Genomic DNA, 5045 nt, shown 5'->3' with positions numbered 1-5045 from the left:
CTCCTGTGCTTCCCGACCCCGCGCAGGAAGGCTTTCTTCGGGAGCCCACTGTGATCGAAAACAACGAATCCGTACCGACCGCTGCTCGGGAATCAGTGGAGCAGCCCTTCGACGGCCTCGATTCGGGCTTCGAAACCGGGCCCGACGTCGGGAATTGACGTCTGTGCAGCGAAGGGCAGCGAGACGTTCCGCTTCCACAACCGGTAGCGTGGCTTTGCGGACGGGTGACAACAACGCACCGACCACCGAGAATGTCGAAGTGAGGGCGAGGCCATGACCGTGTTGCTGGGGGTGTCCATGGGCGCCCACGCCGTGCGTCTCGCACTACCGCGCGGTGGCACAGCCGTCGCGCCACACATGCCTGCCCGTCTGCTCGAGGCGCCGCAGCAGCTCTTCTTCAAGAACAGGGTCATCGACACCGTCGACGGCGACGTCGAATACCTCGCCGCCGAATCCATCAGCGAAATGGCCGCCGAATCGGAACCGTCGATGGCCACCGGCGTCGCCTACCGCGATGCGCATCAGGCCAACACTTTGCATCGAGCGCTCGAACATCAACATCTGCAGAACTACCACCTCGTGCACGAGGTCGAGGCGGTCGTCGAATACCTCGTGGCCAGCGGCGAGTCGGCCGGCTACTCGACGGTTGCGCTCTACGACCTCGGTAGCTCGGGCCTCAACGTCAGCGTCGTGGACCTGGTGTCGCGCCGCATCATCGTCACGCAACGCAGCGCGGAGTTCAGCGGCGATCTGTTCGACCGCATCCTTCGCGACAACCAGCTCGACCGCCTGGGCAAGCCCAGCAACGCACCGGACATCGAGCTGTTCACGCGCCGCTGCCGCGTCGCGAAGGAACGCCTGTCGGGCAATGATGCCGTGTGCCTGCCCGACGACAGCGGCATGATCCTGCTTTCCCGCGACAGCTACGAAACGCTGATCTCCGACGAGGTCGACCGGTCGATCGAGTTCGCCCGCGACGTGATGATCGGCGCCAACGTACCGATCGAGGCAGTCGTACTCATCGGCGGCGGCTCCCGCATCCCGCTGGTCCGCAAATCCGTCGGACCGTCGCTCGGCCTGCCGGCGCTGACGCCGAACGAACCCGAGTCCGTTGCCGCCCGTGGTGCTGCGCTGTCGGCGCGACCCGCAGGCGGAGAAGCTGCGCAGGGCAAGAGTGCCCCCGCAGTGCGGCCACTCGTCGGTGCGGCCGCGGCACGTTCGCCGAGGCCTTCCGAGGCATCGCCCACCATCTCGATTGCTCGCAAAGAGCTCCCCGCTTCCGTGGTTGTACAGTCTTCGACGCCGGCCAGCGCACCGGCTGCCGCGACGGTCGACGCACCGGTTGCTCCGGCGCCCAGCGGTATTGCGCTGCTGGAGCCGCCCGCACCGACCTCGGATCCCGGCCTCACCCCGCCGGAGTCGAAGGACGAGCAGGCTCTCGCGGTGCCTCACCGTCAGGGCGCATTGAAGAACGTGTACTGGCTAGACGCCGATTACGAGGACGACGACGGCGAAGACGATTCCGAGCGCAAGCGACGACTCGTACGGTCGTGGTCGATCGCGGGCGTCGCTGCCGCAGCGATTGTCGCGATGTCGGCTTTCCTGCTGACTCGGCCCAGCACCCCACCGCCCGCCGTCGACACGGCAGTCAACGACGCGCCCGCAGCCAGCGTCGCACCGACGACTTCGCCGGTGGCCAGCCCCAGTGCGTCGCTGCCGCCTGTTCTACCGCCACCTCCCGCTCCCACCGCCCTGCCGGAACCCGAGGTCGCGACGCAGCAGGAGGCGGTTCCGCAGTACACACCGCCGTCGGTGACACGTGACCCCGTTACCCAGGAGGCGCCTGCTCCAGCGCCCGCGCCGGTACCCGTCGTACCGCCTGCACCGGAACCGCCGCCACTGATTCCTGGGCTGCCGAACTTCACGCTGCCGACGATTCCGCCGTTGTTCCCGCCGCCTGCACCTTAAGGCGGCGTCAGCCCGCGTTGCCGTTGCGGGGCCGGACGTGTTCGAAGATCAGGATGGTCTCGGTCGCGGCGACGGCTGGGTGTGCACTGAGGTTGTCGACGACGAAGTGTCGCAGTGCCCCGGTGTCGACGGTGGCGACCTGAATCAGGAAGTCGTCGGATCCTGCGATGAAGTAGATGTTCAGCACCTCCTCGAGCGAGGCGATCTGCTTGCCGAACTCACTGATCCGTTTGCGTGCATCGGCCTGTAGCCGGACGGAGATCATGGCCTGGATGCCCTGGCCGAGGGCCTCCGGATCGATTTCGGCGTGGAAGCCGCGAATGACGCCGCGTTCGACGAGCGACCGCACCCGGCCGAGAGCGGTGGACGGTGCGATGCCTGCCGCGGCTGCAAGCGCGTTGTTGGGCATGCGTGCGTCCCGCCGCAGCGCGTCGATCAAGATGTGGTCGATCTCGTCGAGTCGAGGCCGCTGAACATCGTTCGACGCAGCGGGTCTCCTGGGGCCCGAGTCCGAACTTTCAGATGCCATATTGGGACTCTACAGAATTATGTTCACATCTGTTGTAGACAGACCAGAGAATATTTCATAGTTGCCTCATCGCTCGAACAAACTACGGCTTTGGAGGCTGCTGTGAAGATCGGAATCCCCCGCGAGATCAAGAACCACGAGTATCGCGTCGCCATCACACCGGCGGGCGTACACGAACTGGTCTCGCGCGGACACGAAGTCATCATCGAAACCGAAGCCGGCGCCGGATCGTCGTTCACCGACCGCGACTTCAAAGCGGCAGGCGCGCAGATCTTCACCTCGGCCGACCACGTCTGGGAAGCCGCCAACCTGCTCCTGAAGGTGAAGGAACCGATCGCGGAGGAGTACTCCCGACTGCGCCGCGATCAGGTGCTGTTCACCTACCTCCACCTCGCGGCGTCGAGGGATTGCACCGACGCCCTTCTCCGATCGGGGACCACCTCGATCGCGTACGAAACCGTCACCGCCCCCGACGGATCGTTGCCGTTGCTCGCTCCGATGAGTGAGGTCGCCGGACGGCTCGCACCCCAGGTCGGGGCGTACCACATGATGGCGAGCGGCGGCGGGCGCGGAGTGCTGATGGGCGGTGTGCCCGGCGTGCGCCCGGCCAACGTCGTTGTCATCGGTGCTGGCGTCGCGGGCCGCAATGCCGTCGCCATCGCGCACGGAATGCACGCCGACGTCACCGTTCTCGATCTGAACGTCAAAGCGCTTCGAGCCATCGATGACCAATACAAGGGCAGCGTCAAAACCCTCGTGTCCAACGCGCTCGAGCTCGAACAGGCAGTTCTCGCCGCCGACATGGTCATCGGAGCTGTCCTCGTCCCCGGAGCGAAAGCCCCGATGTTGATCTCCAACAGCCTCGTTCAGCGAATGAAGCCGGGATCGGTGCTCGTCGACATCGCCATCGATCAGGGCGGTTGCTTCGAGGACTCCGTGCCGACAACACACGCCGAGCCCACCTATCGCGTGCACGAATCGGTGTTCTACTGCGTCGCGAACATGCCAGGAGCCGTGCCGCGCACCTCCACCTACGCCCTGACCAACGCGACGCTTCCCTACGTTCTCGCCCTCGCCGACAAGGGCTGGGAGGCTGCATGCGAAGCCGACGCGGGCTTGAGGAACGGACTGAGCACGCACGCGGGCGAGCTGTTGTAGTGCGCCTTCGGCGCCCGTGTGCCAAAAATGTCGTTGGAACAACGTTTTTCGCACACCGGTGGCGCAGCCGCCCTAACGCGAGTGCCGACCGGACTTCTTCGGCGCATCGACGCCGCCCGGGCGGGCGAGCATCGCTGCGATCCCCGTCGTCAACGGCACCGACAGGGCCAACGCGATACCGCCGACGGAGGAACGGACGATCTCGATCGCCACGGCGTCACCCGTCAGAACATCCTGGATCGATCTGTTGGCGACGCTGAACAACAGCAGCAGGGGCAGCGCGCCGCCGGCGTACGCGAGCACGAGGGTGTAGACGGTACTGGCGATGTGGTCGCGGCCGACGCGCATGGCCGAGGTGAAGATCTGGCGTCGCGACGCGGTGGCGTCGAGCGACGCGATCTCGAACGCCGCGGACGCCTGAGTGATGGTGACGTCGTTGAGCACGCCGAGGGAGCCGATGATGAACCCGGCCAGGAGGAGGCCGGTGATGCTGACCTGTTGGATGTAGGCCTGCACGTCGGTGTTCTGTTCCTCGGACAGGCCGGTGAGGTGCGTCATGCGAATTGCGATGTAGGACAAAGCCGCTGCGACGACCATTGATGTGAGCGTGCCGAGCAGGGCGGAGCTTGTCCGCAGGTTCACGCCGTGCGCCAGATACAGCACGGTGTAGAGGATGATGGCTCCGGCGACGAGCGCTACCGGGATGGCCGGGGCACCGTCCAGCAGCGCCGGAAGCATGAACACGACGAGCACCGCGAACGCGATGACCAGTCCGACCAGTGCTCGAAAACCGCGCCACCGAGCGACGATACAGATGATGAGAGCGAACACTCCGACGATGATGCCGAGCGGCAGACCGCGCGCGAAGTCGTTGAACGAGTACTGAGTGGTGCCGTTCGCATCGGTTTGGCGGACAAGCCGGATGCTCTCGCCCGTGCGGATATCGGGTTGCCCTGGGCCGGCGACGATTTCGAGCAGTGTTCGGGTTCCCGCGTTGGGTCCCGATTCGATGGTGACGATGCTGCGCTGACATTCGTAACCACCGCCCACGGCCGGAGTGGGTTCGCCGGTGAAGACGCGTCCAGCCGAACCGCTGCCGCACGCGCCGATGTCCTGGGACACGACGGTGCCTGCCTCGGAGTCGACGGCGCCGCCCCCGGATGTCTGGAACGGAAGCGGAATGTCGATGTTCTGTTTGTCCGGCCAGAGCGCGACGGCTCCTGCGATCACGGCAATTCCGATGACGACCAGCAGTCCGACGACGATGCGCGCTGCTATCGGGCCGACCGGCGCGGGCAGGTTGCTGTGTCCGTGTCCATGACCGTGTGAGTCCACGGTGCAAGGTTAGCCACACAGCGGCGTGGAGATGGAGCTCGGTGGCGGGGAGCAG

4 protein-coding genes are annotated in these 5045 nt (G+C 65.7%); 2 read left to right on the top strand and 2 right to left on the bottom strand.

The window, feature by feature from the left end:
* Window positions 1–273 precede the first annotated feature (273 nt).
* Window positions 274–1968 (top strand): DUF7159 family protein, encoded by a 1695-nt coding sequence (locus WBQ44_RS24010; protein WP_495569158.1) that lies wholly within the window; start codon window positions 274–276, stop codon window positions 1966–1968.
* 7 nt (window positions 1969–1975) lie between these two features.
* Here the strand turns inward: WBQ44_RS24010 and WBQ44_RS24005 are convergent, their stop codons facing one another.
* Window positions 1976–2497: an Lrp/AsnC family transcriptional regulator gene (locus tag WBQ44_RS24005; protein ID WP_495569157.1), complete on the bottom strand. Its 522-nt coding sequence runs from the start codon at window positions 2495–2497 to the stop codon at window positions 1976–1978.
* A gap of 102 nt (window positions 2498–2599) precedes the next feature.
* Between WBQ44_RS24005 and ald the strand changes: the two genes are divergently transcribed.
* Window positions 2600–3655 (top strand): alanine dehydrogenase, encoded by a 1056-nt coding sequence (ald, locus tag WBQ44_RS24000; protein ID WP_495569156.1) that lies wholly within the window; start codon window positions 2600–2602, stop codon window positions 3653–3655.
* 72 nt (window positions 3656–3727) lie between these two features.
* Here the strand turns inward: ald and WBQ44_RS23995 are convergent, their stop codons facing one another.
* Window positions 3728–4990, bottom strand: a complete 1263-nt coding sequence (locus WBQ44_RS23995) for a YibE/F family protein (protein WP_495569155.1) — start codon at window positions 4988–4990, stop codon at window positions 3728–3730.
* Between the last annotated feature and the right edge of the window lie 55 nt (window positions 4991–5045).

This window comes from Rhodococcus sp. (in: high G+C Gram-positive bacteria) (assembly GCF_049591685.1).
Lineage (GTDB): Bacteria > Actinomycetota > Actinomycetes > Mycobacteriales > Mycobacteriaceae > Rhodococcoides.
This window is presented reverse-complemented; position numbering and strand designations above follow the sequence as displayed.

What these genes read in the sequence shown, in the direction of transcription:
- WBQ44_RS24005 (WP_495569157.1), bottom strand. Translation starts at nt 2,497, where the DNA reads ATGGCATCTGAAAGTTCGGACTCGGGCCCCAGGAGACCCGCTGCGTCG.
- WBQ44_RS24010 (WP_495569158.1), top strand. Translation starts at nt 274, where the DNA reads ATGACCGTGTTGCTGGGGGTGTCCATGGGCGCCCACGCCGTGCGTCTC.